The organism is Rothia sp. HMSC072B04, assembly GCF_001813725.1.
Taxonomy (GTDB): Bacteria; Actinomycetota; Actinomycetes; order Actinomycetales; family Micrococcaceae; genus Rothia; species Rothia mucilaginosa.
This window is the reverse complement of sequence record NZ_KV813803.1, coordinates 235938-252564: the sequence shown is the minus strand read 5'-3', so window position 1 is coordinate 252564 and position 16627 is coordinate 235938. Positions and strand designations below refer to the sequence as shown.

Sequence of the window (16627 nt, the reverse complement as noted above, 5' to 3'; positions counted from 1 at the left end):
CGCAACCAACCACAGGTCACTTCGCGGCTGCATCCGCGAACTACCGGAGGACCCCAAATATGACACATCACAACACTGCATCACGCTTTTCACGCCGTCGCCTCGTACAGGGCGCGGCATGGAGCGCCCCCGTTATCCTCGCCAGCGCAACCGTCCCCGCATGGGCGGCAAGCGGCGAGCCCACCTGCTCCCCCGCCCTCACCCTCAAGCCGACTGTAACCGGCTACGACGACAAGGCAGGCGCATACACCGAATGGCTCGTCCCTGAAGGCGTTGGACGAGTACGCTTCGACCTCGTGGGAGGTGCCGGCGGTGCCGCAACCTCCTTCACTCCCCAATACCTGACCGATGTCACGAACGCGGCCCTGGCTGGCGGCGGTGCCGGTGCACAGCTCAGCGGCGTTCTGGCGGTTAAGTCCGGCGACATCCTGCGCGTCTGGGCGGGTAACGGCGGCGTCGGCTCTGCATCCGGCGCGGAGCCCGCACTCGGCGGCGAAGGCTACGCGGCAGGCGGCGACTCCACCGGTTCCAGCAAAGCAACCGGTAGCGCGCAGGTAGTGGGCACTGATAGCGGCTACGTGTACGGCGCGTCCGGCGGCGGTTCCTCCGCGGTCGAACTCGTTCGCGACGGCGCAGTCACCATTGTTGCTGTCGCAGGTGCCGGTGGTGGCGGCGCACAGCTCGGCACCCTCACCACCCACCAGGGCGTCTTCGATACTCAGCCCAAGGACCAGCTGAACCCGGCACTGCGCGTAGCGCTGGACGGCCGTGACGCATCCACCACCGCAGGCGGTAGCGCAGGCGGCGACCTGGGCACCGACAACACCGGTCAGGGTGGCATGCTCATGGCAAGCCCCTACCAGGAGTTCAAGCCCCTCGACGAGGACGACAAGACCCTCGACATGCGCTTCATGGTCACCGGCGGTACCGCTGGCCGCTCCGGCGTGGCGGGTACCCTCGGTGAGGCGCTGGTCGGCGTTCTCGACGAGAATAACGAGCTGAAGCTCATGCCCATGTCCGACCCTTGGTTCGAAACCTACGACTTCCCTCGCTACTACATGTATGAGGGTGACTCCGTGGTCGAGGGCGAGAAGGGCACCGGCGGCGCGGACGCAACCGGCTCTTACCGCGGTAAGGGCGGCTCCGGCGCGCTGCTTTCCCGAACCCACGGCAAGCTCTCCCTCACCTCCGTAGCATCCGGTGGTGGCGCCGGCTACGGCGGCGGAGGCGCAGGCCTGAACATCTGGACCGTTGGCTCATACTACGAGGGCGTTTTCGGCCGTCAGGTGCAGTTCGAGGGCGAAGGCAACATCTACTCGCTCAGCGCCCTGAGCAGCGGCGGCGGCGCAGGCGGCAGCTACATTAACCACGAGGTGGTTTCTGACTTCGCTCTTGCCACCGCACAGAACGCAAACCCGACCGCGGGCGTGCGCTCCCCCGGTTCTGCAACGCTGTACGGCTGCACCGAGAACGCAACCCTGAACACCCCCATCACTGAGGGTGCCTAAGCTCTAGGTCGTCAATAAATGCGCCTCCCCGGAAGCTGATGCTCCGGGGAGGCACATTCATATGTGTGCTAGGTTTTTGGGTACAGAAAAGCTCGAAGGCGGCAACTGAATCAGTCGCCGCCTTCGAGCTTTATATCTCTAGGTTTTAGAGCTCTCGGCTTAGAGTTCCTGAGTACGGGGCATCCAGGAGGGGCGCTTCGCCTCGTACGCTTCAATAGCTTCGAGGTTCTGCAGGGTCAGACCAATATCGTCCAGACCCTCCATGAGGCGCCAACGCACGTAGTCGTCAATCTCGAAGGGAACAACCAGCGCACCCACGGTTACGGTCTTGGACTCCAGGTCAACGGTGATTTCGGTGCCGGGCTCGTGCTCCAGCGCCTTCCAGATCAGCTCGATATCGTCCTGTGCAACCTGCGCGGTAACCAGGCCCTGCTTGCCCGAGTTGCCGCGGAAAATATCGGCAAAACGAGCAGAAATAACGACCTTGAAACCGTAGTCGCGCAGCGCCCACACGGCGTGCTCACGCGAGGAACCGGTACCGAAGTCCGGGCCCGCAACCAGCACGCTACCGTGCTTGTAGGGCTCCTGGTTCAGGATGAACTCGGGGTCCTTACGCCAGTTAGCGAAGAGGGCATCATCAAAGCCAGTCTTGGTCACTCGCTTGAGGTAGACGGCGGGGATGATCTGGTCGGTGTCAACATTCGAAGAACGCAGCGGCACGCCAATGCCGGTGTGCTTAATAATGGGTTCCATAATGGCTCCTTAGCTATAGCGGCGTGCTAGGCCACGACGTCGGACGGGGCGGACAGGGTACCGCGCACAGCGGTTGCGGCGGCGACCACCGGGGAGACCAGGTGGGTGCGGCCACCCTTGCCCTGGCGGCCCTCAAAGTTACGGTTCGAGGTGGAGGCGCAACGCTCACCGGGTGCCAGCTGGTCGGGGTTCATGCCCAGGCACATGGAGCAGCCGGCAAAGCGCCAGTCGGCACCGAAGTCCTTGAAGACCTTGTCCAGGCCTTCTGCTTCTGCCTGCGCGCGGACCTTCTGGGATCCGGGCACGACCATCATGCGCACGTTCTCGGCGATGGTGCGGCCACGCACGATGTCTGCGGCGGCGCGCAGGTCCTCAATGCGGGAGTTGGTGCAGGAGCCCAGGAAGACGACGTCCACGGGAATTTCCTTCATGGGGGTGCCCGCCTTCAGATCCATGTATTCGAGGGCGCGTTCTGCTGCGACCTTGTCGTTCTCGTCCTCGAAGTCGTCCGGGGAGGGAACGGCGTGGCTCAGCGGAATACCCTGACCGGGGTTGGTGCCCCAGGTGACGAAGGGTTCGAGCTCGTCAGCGTTAATGAAGATTTCCTTGTCGAAGACGGCGCCTTCGTCGGTGGGCAGGCTCTTCCAGTACTCGACTGCCTTGTCCCACTCTTCACCCTTGGGTGCGTGCTGGCGACCCTTGATGTACTCGAAGGTGATCTCGTCGGGGGCGACCATGCCGGCGCGTGCGCCCGCCTCGATGGACATGTTGCACATGGTCATGCGGCCCTCCATGGAGAGGGAGCGGATCGCGGAGCCGCGGTATTCGAGCACGTAGCCCTGACCGCCGCCGGTGCCGATCTGCGCGATGACGGCGAGGATGATGTCCTTCGCGGTCACGCCGGGCTTGAGGGTGCCTTCAACGTTGATTGCCATGGTCTTGAAGCGTGCCAGAGGCAGGGTCTGGGTTGCCATGACGTGCTCCACCTCGGAGGTGCCGATGCCGAACGCGAGAGCGCCGAACGCACCGTGGGTGGAAGTGTGGGAGTCGCCGCAGACGATGGTCATGCCGGGCATGGTCAGACCCAGCTGCGGGCCGACCACGTGTACGATGCCCTGTTCCTGGTCGCCGAGGGAGTGGATGCGCACGCCGAACTCTGCAGCGTTGCGGCGCAGGGTCTCGATCTGGGTGCGGCTGGTCAGGTCGGCGATGGTGCCGAAGATGTTGTCGGTGGGGGTGTTGTGGTCCTCGGTGGCGATGGTCAGGTCGAGGCGGCGCAGGGGGCGGTTCTCGATGCGCAGGCCTTCGAATGCCTGGGGGGAGGTCACTTCGTGCAGTAGCTGCAGGTCGATATAGAGCAGGTCGGGCTTGCCGTTTTCGCCGGGGACGACGACGTGTGCGTCCCAGACTTTTTCTGCCAGGGTGCGCGGACGGGTGCCCGCGGTGGTTGCGTTCTGTTCGCTAGTCATGCTTTCTCCTGCTTGATGCGTTCCTACGGTGGATGCGTTCGGTGTGGTGCGTGCCGCAAGTTTGCGGAGTTAAGGGGCGGATTATGTACCCGATGGGACCCTCAAATCGGTATTTCCCTGCGGCGTGTCGCATATTTTTTCACGGATTCTTAGCCTGTGAGACGGCCTAGAAACACCCCGAACTAGCGAGTGTTTTTATGTGGGTTTACTCTATGACTCCAGGGTAATTTTGCGGGATTGCGCGCATTTCCCTGCGGCTTTTTCACACATTTTCACCCATAAACACACATAAACACTTATTATGAAAAACTCATAATTTATCCCGTAGGGGGTGATTCCATCTTCAGCTGTGCACCCGAAAGAGTCCACGAAGTCCGGGGTATCTTTCATATTCTGAGATAGAATATAAGAATGACTCCTTCCGCTTCACGTTTTAACGCACACGGAATGCGTCACCCCAACGCATCCACATACCACAACGCACCGATTGTCGACCCCGTCAAGCCGCCCGAACACATGGCCGCCGACGAGCAGATGGTAGAGGTAAACTCCCACGGCTCCTCCGGCGTTGGCGTGCTCGACAAGGCGACCCTCATTCTTGATTGCCTCGAGGCAGGACCCGTATCTCTGGGTGACCTCGTCAAGGCAACCGGTCTGGCGCGCCCCACCGCACACCGCCTCGCCGTGGCGTTGGCACACCACCGCCTCGTAGCCCGCGACGTGCAGGGACGCTTCATGCTCGGACCCCGCCTGACCGAACTCGCATCCGCAACCATTGCTGACGAGCTCATCACCGTGGCAGACCCGATCCTGCAGAAGCTCAGCCTCGAAGCTGACGAGTCCACCCAGCTGTACCGCCGCCAGGGTGACTGGCGCGTGTGCGCAGCCACCTCCCCCCGCCCCTCCGGCATGCACGAATCTATTCCGGTCGGCACCCAGCTGTCCATGCAGGCTGGTTCCGCCGCCCAGGTTCTGCTGGCTTGGGAAGACCAGAACCGCATTGTTGAAGGCCTGCGCGACGCCCACTTCAGCGCCGCCATGCTCGCGGCTGTGCGCCGCATCGGTTGGGCGCAGTCCGTGGGTGAGCGCGAGCGCGGAACCGCCTCGGTCTCTGCTCCGGTGCGTGCGCCCGGCGGCAAGGTGATTGCGGCAGTGTCCATCTCGGGTCCGATTGACCGCATGACCCGCCAGCCGAACCGCAACTACCCTGAGCTGGTCGTTATGGCTGCTCAGGCGATTACGGACGGTCTGCGTGAGCTTGCGGCGTCTCAGCAGGCTCCCTGCGGTGAGAGTACTGAAGAGGACTAAGCTTCAGTAGCGTGTAGATTTAACGAAAAGAATCCCTCCCCGCCTCGATTGAGGTGGGGAGGGATTCTTTTGTGCGCTCTTAGTTTGATGCGGTTTCTCGGATGATACGCCGCTAAATGTCCAGCGCCTTGCGGTAGGCGTTGAGGCGCTTTGCTTCCTGCTGTACCGGGGCGACCACGCAGGACTGCACTGCCTTCTCCACGCCGGTCTGCAGGCGACCCCGCAACTTACGTGCGTAGTAGCGTGAACCCATGGCGGTAAGTAGCCTGCCCACACCCGCCGAGGCGATACCAAGCAGGATACCCAGCAGCAGAAGCAGGGTCGGCAGGGGCACCGGGGAGCCTTCGGGGGTCGGGGCGGGCGGCAGTTGAATCTGCAGGTACGCCATGCCGGAGATGAGGGTCAGCCAGCCGACGCCTACCAGGGCACTCAGTAGCGCGATCCACTGCAGGGCGTTGAAGATGACCCAGGGGGCGCGGGTGCGGCCCAGACCGTAGTCGATGCGCACCATGTCGCGTTCGAGCAGTTCGGGTAGCTCCGCCTCGCGGGAGAGGGCGGCTTCCTTCATGCTGCGCTTCCACGGCTCGTCGACGCGGGCCGCCATCTGCTTGCTGTACTGGCGCACGGCGTTTGCCATGCCTGCCTTCTGCGCGGCGCTCAGCGGGGGTAGCGAGGATGCCACCAGCTCGGGTGCGTTCTCGCTATCGGAGCCGAGCATGCCCGAGGACTTCTCGGCCTTAGATGCACTCTTCGTTTCGTCCTGCTGCCCCAGGTGCAGGCGGCGCAGGGGGTCAGCTTTCAGACGGCTCATCCAGCGGGTGAGGATCCAGCCGGTGTGCTGACCTGCGGCGCGGCGGTAGGAGGCGGTTGCCGCCTGCAAAACCTGCTCTGCCTGGCTGGAGGTGTAGCACGCCTTCGCGAGCTTCTGTTCCGCTTCGAGGGCGTAGGCTCCAGCGAGAACGGCGCCCTCTCCCCCGGCGTAGGTGCGCAGCTGGGAGGCGGTGGCGTGTAGCTGCGCGTCGGTTCGTTGCAGGGACAGGCTCTTGGCGGCGGCTACCTGCGCGAGCAGGTCGCGGAGCGCGTCCACGCCCTCACCGGTTCGGGCGGAAACGGCGATGGGTGCGGCGAGCAGGTGCGCCTCGGTACCCTCAGCCTGGAGCAGGCGGGTGAGGGATGCGAGCACGGCGGGCACCTCGGCGGGTGCGAGTTTGTCCGCCTGGTTGAGCACGCAGAGCGCCTGCGCGCCGGAGGTGGCAAGCGGCACCATGAAGTCGCGGTGGATGACGGCGTCGGCGTACTTTTGGGGGTCGACAACCCAGACGAGTACGTCCACGTAGCGCATCATGCGGGCGGCGAGGTCGCGGTTGGTGGTGGTGACCGAGTCGAAGTCGGGCATGTCCAGCAGGATGAGGCCGCCGGTGCGGGTGCGCATTTCGCCGCGTCCGCCTACTGCGCGGCGGATGCGGTTGAAGAGTCCGGGCGCCGGTTCGGTGACGGTATTGGGTGCCGCTACTCCCCCGGTTGCCTTATTACCCTCGGTTGTCTCTCCTTCGGCGGCGAGCGCCTGAGTTTGCGGGTAGACGCGCTTGTCGATGCCGAGCCAGTCAAGTAGCTCTTCGCTGCCTTCGGCTTCCCAGATTGCCGCCTGCACGGTGGAGGTGGTCGGGCGTGTGGGAGCGGAGAGGGCAATGTTCTGCCCGGCGATGGCATTGAAGAGGGTGGATTTGCCGCTGCCGGTCGCGCCGAAGAAGCCGATGACGGTGTGCTCGGTGGAGAGCTCGCGGCGCTGGCTGAGGCGTTCGAGGGTTTCGGCGGCGTCGAGCAGCACGGTTTCGGGGACTCGTCCTTCGCCGTAGCTGATGGCATCCTTGAGGGATGCAACGGAGCGCGCGAAGGGCGAGGTCGCCACGGCGGGGGTGGCGCCTCGCTCGGCGTTGCGATCGGTGTTGCGCTCGGCGTTCTCGAGTTTTTTCTCGGGGGTAGTCATAGTGCGTTATTTCTTCGTCTGTGGTGCGGGGTGCCTGCCCGGAGTGGTTTAGCGGGCAACCGTGCCGTTAGTGTGGGCTGCGGCTTGGCGCTGTGTGGTTTGACTCTGGGTGCTCATTTCTGCGGCGATTGCCTGTACCTGTTCGGCGGCGCGGTGAATGTCCTCGGCATCAGCCTGCGGGTCGGTTTCTTCCAGCACGGCGGTGAAGGGCTGGGCGTGCTCGGTGAGCAGATCCGCCATGCGTTCGAGCAGGTCGGTGCGGGCGCGGGTTGCCATGCGGCGCACCGCGTCTTCACCGAAGATGGACTCGAGCAGCTTGGTGCCGACCACGCCGCTACCGCCCGCAATACCCGCTTCAATACCGGTAATGCCGCCGGTGAGGCTGAACGCGGCGACCATGAGCATCACGGCGGTAGCGTTCACGCCCAGGGAAAGGAAGCGAGCACGTTTGCGCTTGTCGGCGCCTTCTTCGCGAATCATTTCGAGCACTGAGCCCTGCCAGAGGCGAATCTGCTCGGCAACAGCGGCGGAGAAGATGTCTTCGGCGGACTGCACTTCACCCTTCGCTTCGTTGCCCTTCGCCTCACCGTTTGCGCCTGCGTTCTGTTCGGGCGCCGCGGCGGAGGCCGTCTGCGGCGCAACAGAAACAGCCTGCAGCACATCCAGACGCGCCAGCAGGGAGCGTCCGGCGCGGCTGGCACGCCAGCGGGTGCGGGTGTTTTCGGAGGCGCGGGCGGCGGCATCCAGCACGACGGCGTGGATGCCGCTTTCGAGGGCGTCTTCTACCTTCTGTGCGGCGGCGGGCTGGCCTCGCAGGGCGGAGCTGACGCGGTCGCGCAGGCGACCGATGGTGCTGTCGAGGGAGCGGAAGAAGTCGCCGGTTCCCACGAAGTCGTGCCAGCGCGAGAGCACTTCGCCGCGCAGCAGGGAGCCGTCGGAGAGTGCGCCGTCGATGGTGGTCAGCGCGTCCTCGTATTCTTCGGCGGTGATGGTGGCAAGCGACTGGTGCGCCGCCTGCTGGCGTGCCTGTTCGGCGGCGAGCACCTGCAGGTTACCGGCGAGGGTTTCGACGGCACCGGCGAGGGTCTGCCGGGCGATGGCGGCGCGGGCGGGTGCGTCGGCGCCGAGTTCGCGGATCCACAGGGTCAGCGGGGCGAGGCTGACGGGGGCGAGCATGCCGCTTTCGTCGCGGGGCTGTTCGGTGACGGTGTGAATCAGGACGGCGTGGATTCCGGCTTCGTCGAGCATGCGTCGCAGGTCGTTTTCGATGGCTTCTTCGTCGCCTTCGGGCACGCGGTTGAGCACCACGGCGATGGCGATGGAGCGTGCGGCTGCTTCGTGGAGCAGTTCCCAGGGCACGGCGTCGGCGTAGCGGTTGGCGGTGGTGACGAAGAGCCACAGGTCTGCGGCGGAGAGCAGTTCCTTGGCGAGGGTGCGGTTTTCCTCGGAGACGGAGTCGATATCGGGTGCGTCGATGAGCGCGATGCCCTGCGGTAGCGCCGAGGTAGTAATAGGAATGAGGGCGCGCGCAATCTTCGGGTCGAGGCCGGGTAGTGCCTGCGATCCGGCGTTCATGCCGGAGGTGCGGGTGCGCGGCAGGGTGGGCAGGAAGCGTTCGGGTGACAGCGCCGCTTCGTCTTCTGCGCGGTGCAGGAGTACGGGGTGGCGGGTGGTGGGTCGAATCGCGCCGGACTGGGTGAGCGGTTCGCCGAGCAGGGTGTTGACGAGGGTGGATTTGCCGGCGCCGGTGGAGCCTCCGACCACGATGGTGAGGGGATTGTCGACGCTGGCGCTGCGCGGCAGGATGTAGTCGTCGAGTTGGCGTGCCATGGCGGCGAGCAGGGTGCGCGCGGTGGCGGTGCCGTGCTCGGCGGTGCCGTCGTGGGTGACGGTGTAGGGGGTGCCGGGGGTTTCGCCGGCTTCTACGTCGAGCGGGAGGGGGATTCGAGTGAGCAGTTCGCGAGCTGCTTTGAGCTGCGCATAGTCGGTGGTAGTCACAGCGCTATTGTCCCATAGGGTGCACCTGCTTCATGCCATGTGTAGGCGTTGTGGTGGGCACGTTGCGATTGCGGGTTGTTTGGGGGCTCATGTTGAGGTGTTTTTGATAGGTGTTTGGACAACCTGAAGAGGTTGAGATACTACTTGCACACTTGGTGCAACAACTCCAATTTATGATTTATTCACAAGAAGAACAGGTTGGAAAATCCTTGATTTTCCGCAGGAAATCAGCACGTTTCAATGCGGTTACCCGGAACACATTGGTACGTTTTATAACCCGCATAAAACGGGCAAATATTAAGATTTGATAACTTTTTACGCTCAAGCGCAGATATGGTCATTGTGAACCTGAAAGTACGCTTAGAATCATTGAGCACGACAACCAGGCAGGTCATAACCCATACCGATTCCTTCAGGTGGCTTCTGACCTGCCCTTTCTATCGCATCCGTACTCACCACGGTATGCCACACCCCTCGGGAACGCTCACCGACCCCTCACGCAACTGCAATCAACTGCCGTTGAGGTTCACTGCATCCGAGCTACCCATTACTGCCTGCCCCTCTTTACTCTTGCGAAAGGTTGCGTATGTTCGGTTCGCTGTCACGTCGCCATCTTCTTGCTCTTTCTTCCGGAGCAGCATTGAGTGCACTCGCAAGCGCTTGCAGCCCCAGCGCAGTTTCTCGCCCTCAACCACTCGCTAACCCTTCCCCTACCAAGTTTGCTCCTCAGAGCGCCCAGACTAATTCTGCGACCACCACGCGCAGTATTACGTATGCCGAGCCTCTGCCCGCATCGGCTCTGGATGGTCGCGGACCGGCTCTTTTGCCGGATCAGTTCTTTGAGCGTTCCGGAAATTTCTCAAACGGCACCCTGAGCCATCGAGCCGTCAATGTCCCCCGCCCCACCATGCCCCCGGAAGCTAAAGAGCGCACTGTCGAGGGTCTGCACGCCTTCCTGCAGTACTGGGGTGCGGCGCAGAACTATATGCTCCTCACTGGTGACACCAATCCCTTCATGGATCTGCCCGGCCAGGAGCACTTTAGTCAGATGGCGCAGATGTACCGCGATATCTACCGCTACAACATTGGCTGGCTGGTCTCTAAGAACAACCACCCCATGTGCATTAACCTGAGCTCCCCTCAGCCGGTGCCCGCTACCGAGCAGGACGTCTACTGTTGGAAGGCGACCCTGAAGGTGGACGAGAACGCGTTCCTGTTCAACCATGAGACCCGTCAGCGTGAGCAGCTCACCGGTATCTACGGCAGCAATCAGAAGGCGGATGCGTACGTCTACTTTGGTGAAGAGGGCTGGCAGATGCTGGAGGATCCGAACTCTTCCCCGAGTGCTACCGCCACCCCTGCGGCTACCGCTGAACCGTCCGCGAATATTCCGAGTGCGCACCCGACCCCGAATGAGAGCACCTCTTCTAAGGCGACTCGTTATATTCGAGGCTCAGCCTAAAGCTTCTTTACATCCGTGCCTCAAAGAACCCGTCATATTGGGTGATATGAGGCACGGATGAGAGCTTTTATTTGTGTGCCACGCGTGAAATCTATAGGCTAGGGCTAGATGAGGTCCGCCCATTTTCGCCTCAATACGCGTCTACCCGCCCTGCGGGTGACTGCTTCGCGCCCTCCTGTAGGGGCGTGATGTTAGGCTGAGAATTAGAGCGTGAGCTCTTCACTTATCACCGATACTTCCGCATCACAGCACATTCAAGGGGATCACTATGATTCACAGCCGCCGCCACTTTATTGCGCTTACGGGCACCGCCGCCCTGGGTGCGATGCTTGCCGCTTGCGGTTCCAAAAAGACTGAGGAGGCGACTGCCTCCCCCACTGCTTCCGCTTCGATTGCGGGTGCCTACGACAATCTGTCGGGCGAGCTGAAGTGGACTAAGTACATTGCGGGCAACGGTGCGGCCCCGATGAGCAGCACCGACCCGGAAACCGGTCAGGTGTACACGATTGAGCCGACTGCCGGCCCGGCAAGCGTTGATTCTAAGGCGAGTGCCGTGCCCATCCCGATTGAGGATGAGAGCATGTACGACAAGAACGCCCGCGGTCTGCGCGCCACTTTCGCGTATTTTGCGGCGGCGGTGAACTATGCCCGCATGACCGGTGACCCGGGTCCTGCTCTGCAGGTGGTTCAGGCTCAGAACTCTACCAACCGTGCGGCGCTGGAGAAGCTGCGCGTGTTCTACGCGACCGGCACGAACTGGCTGGTGGGCGGCGAGTGGACTTTCCGCCTGACCGATAAGCAGCCGACGACCCGCGGCACGAAGTATTCGTGGGCGTGCACCGTGACTCAGGCACACGGCATGCGGGTTGAGAAGGCAACCAATACGACCAAGCCTCTGGAGGACACTGAGGCCCCGGAGATTAAGGCTCTGTACGCTGAGTACGATGAGGAGGCGAAGCGCTGGGTCGTGATTTCGCCTCAGCAGTACGATCCTGCGTTGGCTCCGAAGCCGACTCAGACTCCGCGCGCGCATCCTTCCTCGACCTATACCCCGACGGTGACTGATGACAGCACTGTGGCGGCTAATGCTGGTGCGAATGCCGGCGCGAATACTTCGGGTAACGGCGCGCCTCAGGGCACTGCTCAGAATGGTGCCGCACAGAACGGTGGTGCGCAGGCTCCTGCCGCCCAGAATGGTGCAGGTCAGGGCGGTTCCCGTCAGTACACTGGTTCCCAGAATGGTGGCGCACAGACCGGCACCGGTCAGGGTGGCGCGGCTCAGGCTCCTCAGCCTGCCGCTACCCAGGCGCCTGCGGCTACCGCTCCCGCGCAGCCCGTGGCGACTCAGCCTGCAGCTGCGACGGCTCAGCCGACCGTAGCGCCCGGTGCCCCCGATGCGGGCGGTGCTGCTGGCGGCGCTGAGGCACCTGCCGGCGTTCCCGGTGGTGTTCCCGGTGAGGGCGCCCAGTAGCCCCTAGAGACCGAGTAGCCCCTCCCCCTATAGACGATGAACGCGTCCCCTCTTTCACCCCATCCGGTGCGATGCTCCCGCTGGTTCCACTAAGTTCCTAGTCACGGTAAGTTCGCTGATGGGCGGCATATCACGCTCGTTTGAGCGCTGGTACGCACGGGTGTGAAGGCGGGGGCGCGTTATACTTAGGACTGTCTCTAGAGGGATGTCCGCGTGTGATATCCGCTCGTCGAGGCGTTCTCTCACTCGTCTCTCACCAGAGAGTCTCACTCGAAAGGTATTCCGTGGCGCTTTTCCCCATGACCTCCGGGCTTCCCAGTTCCACTACCGGCATCAGCCGCCGTTCTGCTCTGCGTTACGCGGGTGCGGGCGTTGCGGGCGTGTCTTTGAGCGCCCTACTGGTTGCGTGCGGTGGTTCTTCTTCTAGCGAGAACGCTGATGCGGATACCCCTCAGATTTCCCCTTCGGCTTCTGCGCGTACTGATTTTAGCGGCGAGGTCACCTTCGATAACTATGAGAAGAAGGGCACTTTCGTTCCAGCGACCGAGTCTGCTCCCGCGCAGAACGTGCCGTTCCCTAAGCGTCCGGCGAGCGCATCGGAGAACTCGGTGCAGGGTCTGTACGATTCGATTGCGTTCGTGTATGCGGCGATTAATTACCTGGTGCTGACCGGTGATGCTGGCCCGTTGCGTGAGTCGAAGGCTGATGAGAAGTTCGTTGCGTCGTTCTCATCGTTTATGGATGAGTCGAATGAGAGCTCGCAGAATCATGACTGGTATGTGTCGCCGAAGGTGACCATGTCTGCGTTCACTGCTGTTCCTGCTCTGGTGAAGAAGAGTGTGCAGTGGACCTTTGACTTGGTGATTGATTTGGGTCCGACCGTGGTGATTGACGGTGCTCCTGCGGAGATGTCTGAGAAGGTGCGCCGCACTGAGCGTGGCTTGGTGGTTACCGGTGTGCGCCACGATAATGATTGGACTTTGACTATTCAGGATGAGTATGAGGCACAGGCTTCGGCTCAGCCTAAGAATGGTGGCGCTAACGGTGGTAATGCTGACAATTCCGGTAACTCCGGTAATGACGGCAATTCTAATGGTGACAACCTTTAAGCCCTCAGATGGATGAGGCATCATGCCCTAACTCGCACTCGGGTTAGGGCATGATCTGTTTTACTCTGGTAGTAACGAGCTTTCCTGGATTCAAGGTTTTTCTCTTATGTCTTCTTTTTCTCAGTCTTTCTCTCGCCGCTCCCTGATGCGCCTGGGTGTGGGCGTTTCTGCTGTTGCCGGTTCTGCGGCGCTGTTGAGCGCTTGCGGTTCGGGTGGATCTAGCCAGCAGTCTGGTTCTCAGGGTGGTAGCCTGAACGGTTCGAAGTCGAGCGCTAACCCGAATGGGTACAGTGATGATGGTAAGAACTATTCGGGTCTGGTGGAGTACACCCACTATGAGGGTGCGGTGAATTATGAGCAGGGCACGGTAGAGCATCCGCCGCGTAATGCTCCGAAGCCGAAGGTGACTGATGCTCTGTCGGCGAATACGGTGACGGGTTTCCATGAGGCGATTGCTTATTTTGCGGCGGCTATGGATTATCTGGTGAAGACCGGTAGCACGGATGCGTTCTCGACCGGCATTCAGCTGTCGTCGAAGACTCGCTCTGAGGTGGATGCTCTGTCGGCTTCGATTCTGGCTGGTGTGGAGAAGGGTTCCTGGTATGTGAACCCATCGGCTTCTTATGCTCTGGCGAGCGCTCAGCCGTCGATTATGAGTGATGGCAATCTGCTGTTTAAGGGCAAGTACACTCTGGACTTTGGTGCAGAGGCGGTGGCTGAGGGCAAGATTCAGCCGGTGGTTGCCTCGGCGAGCGCTTCGGCTTCTGCTGAGCCTACTGAGCCGTCCGAGGATGCGCTGGTGTCTGATGCGGCGTCCCCGAGTGCTTCTGCTACTGCCTCTGCTTCTGCTGCGGGTCCGGCTTCTCAGGTGACGGTTCAGGAGTGCGATTTCCGCGGCCGCTACCACGCTGATTCTAAGATGTGGGAGCTGAGCGTGGCGTACGGTGCCACTGTTCAGGGTAGCGCTGCTCAGGGTGGTGTTTCCTCTGCGAGCGCGGCAGCATCCGGTTCGGCTTCCCTGCCCTCTTCTGCCGCCGCTTCTGCTGAGGCGTCCGCCACTTCCGCGGCGTCATAGTTCGTCATAACGCTTTTATCTGCGAGGCGCTTCTCACGCTTCGTCCACTCAACTCTGTATCCTGTTGGGTTTGCGGCTAAACTGGTTGCAATCACCGACTGACTGAAAGGTATCACTATGTCCGAGAACCTGACCCGCCGCGCGGCGCTGGGTGTACTGGGCGTCAGCTCTATGGCTTTGCTGGCGGCTTGTGGCTCTAAGGCTACTTCTGAGGCGTCTGCTTCCGCTTCTGGCTCTGAGAGCGCTTCTGCTGCTGCTTCTGAGTCTGCTACCGCTTCGCCCTCTGCTTCTGCATCGGCGTCTGCTTCCCCTTCCGCTTCTGCTTCGGCTTCGGCTACTGCAACGAACTCTCCGCTGCCTAACGACAATAAGGATTACAGTGGCGTAGCGAAGCTGGAGAAGATGGAGGATCACGGCGAGTACCAGCCGGGTAACGCTGAGCCCCCGCCGCAGAATGTTCCTTCCCCGATCGTTCCGGAGGCTATGCACCAGAATTCGGTGGCTGGCTTTGCGGCGGCTCTGGCGTACTTCGGTGCGGCATTTGAGTACCTGCTGCGTACCGGCGATATGCACTACATGAACGAGGTCAGCACCGACCAGGAGACCCTGGCGGCGATGAAGAAGTACGCGGACTCCACCAAGGCCGGTATTGATGAGAAGAAGACCTGGTACGTGAACCCGACCGCTACCCTGACTATTGGTACTAAGCAGCCGGTTCTGGCTCAGGGCGCGTACAACTGGACCGTGACTCTGAACGTTGATCTAGGTGAGAAGCTGTTCAAGGACGGCAAGGAGCAGACCGTGGCGGCTGATAAGCGTCACGTGAAGATGTTCGGTGAGGCTGTTGGCCGCTACCTGAACAACAAGTGGGACCTTCACATGGACATCAACTAGTCCTCTGAGGCTGGTTCTCTCCCCCGCTTTTAGCGTTGTGCCATCTCAGGATGCGGTTTTTCACTGTTTTTTCCATTGATGGCAATAAAATTTGTGGCTCCAGCTTGCGGTGAACAGAGTTCATCACTACTCTTATATACAGAGGTTGTCTTTTGGGCTACATAATGTTTCTAGAGAGCGCCGCACATTCATCATCCTTTGTCGAGAAAGGGTTTGTGCGGCGCTTTTCTGTACCCTCTTTCTGGACCTCGTTCCTTGAGGTTTTTCTCTGGCATTATTACGAACTGTGACCGCAGGTTTAAACCTGCCGCCGGCGAGTAGTAGAGTTGCCACGTAACCGATTATTCATTGCGGAGACCCCGTCGCGGCTGGCCTCCCCTAAGCTCATGAAGGAGCACCCCATGGCAAAGATTCTCAACAGCATTGTTGAAGCAACCGGCCAGACCCCCCTGGTTAAGCTGAACCGACTGGACGAAGGTCTTCCCGGTAACGTAGCGGTCAAGCTTGAGTTCTACAACCCCGCTGGTTCGGTCAAGGACCGTATCGGCCGCGCCATCATTGACGCTGCTGAGAAGTCGGGTGCGCTGAAGCCCGGCGGCACCATTGTTGAGGGCACTTCCGGTAACACCGGTATTGCGCTGGCTATGGTGGGTGCTGCTCGCGGTTACCGCGTCATCCTGACCATGCCGGAGACCATGTCTGCTGAGCGTCGCGTGCTGCTGCGCGCTTACGGTGCTCAGATTGTGCTGACCCCCGGTACCGAGGGTATGCGCGGCGCTGTGGAGAAGGCTAAGGAAATCGTTGCGACCACCGAGAACGCTATCCTGGCGTCCCAGTTCTCCAACGAGGCGAACCCCACCATTCACTACAACACCACTGGCCCCGAGATTTGGGAAGCAACCGACGGTAAGGTCGACATTTTCGTGGCGGGTATTGGTACCGGCGGCACCATCTCCGGTACCGGTAAGTACCTGAAGGAGCAGAACCCGGACGTGAAGGTTGTTGCGGTTGAGCCGAAGGACTCCCCGCTGCTCTCTGAGGGTCGCGTTGGCCCCCACAAGATTCAGGGCCTGGGCGCTAACTTTGTTCCCGACACCCTGGACCGCGGCATCTACGATTCCGTGACCCCGGTCAGCGCTGAGGATGCTATGCGCACCTCCCGCCTGCTGGCTACCCAGGAAGGTATTCTGGGCGGTATTTCTTCCGGTGCGGCTGTATGGGCTGCTCTGGAGGAGGCTAAGAAGTCTGAGAACAAGGACAAGCTGATTGTGGCTATCGTTCCCGACTTCGGTGAGCGTTACATCTCTACCGCTCTGTACGAGGACATCCGCGGCTAATTGAGCTTCTGAGCCCCCACTATCGGGAGGCGTCAGGTTTATAGTGCTACGCCCCGTCTGCCGGTTGCATACACGGCGGGCGGGGCGTTTCTATGCCCTCTGCGAACTGTACGGCGAGGAGCTGAGCTGTTCCGCCGCTCCCCTGTTGGTCCCCGGCTGTTCTTTTCTGCCGTCCCGTGTGCATCCGCCGCGGTTGAGCAGTGACACGGGCGGGTGCGTCCATCATATTGCTGATTGCGGTGGGAATAGCCGAAAG

At 61.5% G+C, this 16627-nt stretch carries 12 protein-coding genes; 8 read left to right on the top strand and 4 right to left on the bottom strand.

Translation table 11 applies throughout. From position 1 onward, the window contains the following. The first annotated feature begins 59 nt into the window (after nt 1-59). On the top strand, nt 60-1508 hold the full coding sequence (locus HMPREF2928_RS05440) for a transcriptional initiation protein Tat (RefSeq protein WP_070687589.1): 1449 nt from the start codon (nt 60-62) through the stop codon (nt 1506-1508). Between the two features lie 159 nt (nt 1509-1667). Here the strand turns inward: HMPREF2928_RS05440 and leuD are convergent, their stop codons facing one another. Together leuD and leuC are read right to left on the bottom strand one after the other, a co-directional pair. Continuing rightward, nucleotides 1668-2261 (bottom strand): 3-isopropylmalate dehydratase small subunit, encoded by a 594-nt coding sequence (gene leuD / locus HMPREF2928_RS05435; RefSeq protein WP_005505627.1) that lies wholly within the window; start codon nt 2259-2261, stop codon nt 1668-1670. Nucleotides 2262-2287: 26 nt separating this feature from the next. Next, nucleotides 2288-3730, bottom strand: coding sequence for a 3-isopropylmalate dehydratase large subunit (gene leuC / locus HMPREF2928_RS05430; RefSeq protein WP_012903327.1), 1443 nt, complete (start codon nt 3728-3730; stop codon nt 2288-2290). Between the two features lie 411 nt (nt 3731-4141). Between leuC and HMPREF2928_RS05425 the strand changes: the two genes are divergently transcribed. Then, entirely contained in the window at nt 4142-5038 is an 897-nt protein-coding gene (locus tag HMPREF2928_RS05425) for an IclR family transcriptional regulator (protein WP_371325931.1), read from the top strand. A 112-nt stretch (nt 5039-5150) separates the two neighbouring features. On the opposite strand, the gene HMPREF2928_RS05420 is transcribed toward HMPREF2928_RS05425, so the two are convergent. Continuing rightward, nucleotides 5151-7025 (bottom strand): GTPase, encoded by a 1875-nt coding sequence (locus HMPREF2928_RS05420; RefSeq protein WP_070687587.1) that lies wholly within the window; start codon nt 7023-7025, stop codon nt 5151-5153. Nucleotides 7026-7073: 48 nt separating this feature from the next. Then, the gene (locus HMPREF2928_RS05415) at nt 7074-9023 is read right to left on the bottom strand and encodes a dynamin family protein (RefSeq protein WP_070687585.1); all 1950 of its coding nucleotides are present in this window, start codon (nt 9021-9023) and stop codon (nt 7074-7076) included. A gap of 640 nt (nt 9024-9663) precedes the next feature. Here HMPREF2928_RS05415 and HMPREF2928_RS05410 point away from each other — a divergent pair. From HMPREF2928_RS05410 to cysK, 6 genes are all read left to right on the top strand, one after another. Continuing rightward, nucleotides 9664-10485, top strand: a complete 822-nt coding sequence (locus tag HMPREF2928_RS05410; protein ID WP_236146106.1) for a DUF6318 family protein — start codon at nt 9664-9666, stop codon at nt 10483-10485. Nucleotides 10486-10753: 268 nt separating this feature from the next. Then, complete coding sequence (locus HMPREF2928_RS05405) at nt 10754-11956, top strand: DUF6318 family protein (protein WP_070687581.1); 1203 nt, start codon at nt 10754-10756, stop codon at nt 11954-11956. Between the two features lie 284 nt (nt 11957-12240). Then, nucleotides 12241-13065, top strand: coding sequence for a DUF6318 family protein (locus HMPREF2928_RS05400; protein WP_070687579.1), 825 nt, complete (start codon nt 12241-12243; stop codon nt 13063-13065). A 106-nt stretch (nt 13066-13171) separates the two neighbouring features. Then, nucleotides 13172-14140: a DUF6318 family protein gene (locus tag HMPREF2928_RS05395; RefSeq protein WP_070687577.1), complete on the top strand. Its 969-nt coding sequence runs from the start codon at nt 13172-13174 to the stop codon at nt 14138-14140. Nucleotides 14141-14257: 117 nt separating this feature from the next. Then, nucleotides 14258-15034, top strand: a complete 777-nt coding sequence (locus tag HMPREF2928_RS05390; protein WP_070687575.1) for a DUF6318 family protein — start codon at nt 14258-14260, stop codon at nt 15032-15034. 401 nt (nt 15035-15435) lie between these two features. Continuing rightward, the gene (cysK, locus tag HMPREF2928_RS05385) at nt 15436-16371 is read left to right on the top strand and encodes a cysteine synthase A (protein WP_070506037.1); all 936 of its coding nucleotides are present in this window, start codon (nt 15436-15438) and stop codon (nt 16369-16371) included. Nucleotides 16372-16627 lie beyond the last annotated feature (256 nt).